This is a genomic window from Neisseria sp. P0009.S007 (assembly GCF_051962515.1).
The window spans coordinates 1-1,102 of sequence record NZ_JBQCVF010000467.1; the positions used below are offsets into that span (position 1 = coordinate 1).

At 37.9% G+C, this 1,102-nt stretch carries 1 protein-coding gene and 1 pseudogene; both read left to right on the plus strand.

The window, feature by feature from the left end; translation table 11 throughout:
* The first annotated feature begins 16 nt into the window (after positions 1–16).
* The gene (locus ACTHS3_RS14100; protein ID WP_440368263.1) at positions 17–790 is read left to right on the plus strand and encodes a PIN domain-containing protein; all 774 of its coding nucleotides are present in this window, start codon (positions 17–19) and stop codon (positions 788–790) included.
* Between the two features lie 40 nt (positions 791–830).
* Positions 831–1,102, plus strand: a pseudogene (locus ACTHS3_RS14105) (phosphatase PAP2/dual specificity phosphatase family protein); the annotation flags it as partial.

Genomic DNA, 1,102 nt, shown 5'->3' on the forward strand with positions numbered 1-1,102 from the left:
ATAAAATATAGATGAAGTGCAGCACACAAAAATTAATACTACACCTCCAACAAAACTACTAGAACCCAACCCTCAACATGAAAATTCCCTCAAACCACCCCAGTCATTAGCACCTTATTTTCAAGCAGCCTTAACTGCTTTGCGTCCGCCCAACGCTTTTCTTCCATCTCGCTTACATAATTTGCAACAAAATCTGTGTAAATATATTTTACGCGAACAATTTCAAGGTAAAACAGACGAAGAATGTGAAACAACGACTGCTCATATTATTAATAAACTTAAAACACAAAACTTAATTAGTGTTGATGAGCAAGGTATAGTGATTTACCACATCAGTGACAATGATCTATTACAGAAAATCCAACGTTATATTTTGAATATCAAACCCAAAACTTATACTGATTTTCAAGATGCCGTACAGAAACGTGCAGATGCTCTCTCACTTACTATTAGTCAAGCTGATATTCAAGCCTTTGCACGCCATTTACGCGAACAAAACCATATTCGCCAAAACAATGGAAAAATTGAATATGCTCCATTTCCCCATACTAATCCCAATCCCATATCTCAAAAGAAAATACTCCATTTGCCTGATGAAACCATGTGGAAAAAAGTAATTGCCGCACTGTCAGTTGAACCATCAAAACGCCCAGGTAAAGTCAATACATTACGAAACACTATAAAAGCACATGCAAAATCCAACAATCATGAAACTGAAAAACTATTACAGCATCTACTGAATAGAAAAGTTCTTAGCATTGATGGTACGAATATCACTTATCTTAAATAGGCTCACGGAATCAAAATATTTAATTATTAACTAATCCCCCATGAAACCCTCCCTCAAAACCTCCCTACTCAAGCTGATTTCAGTCGGTATCTTGTTTTACACCAGCTACGGCATCTCCAATCATTATGCAGCATCGCTGGACTATGTGCCTGAAATCGCTTTTACATGGGAAAGCAATATTCCGTTTTGGGCATGGACGATTGTGCCTTATTGGTCGCTAAACCTGATGTATGCTGCGGCATTTTTTCTTTGCCGTGATACACATGAACAAAACCGATATGTAGCGCACCTTGTAGCCGCCCAACTGATTGC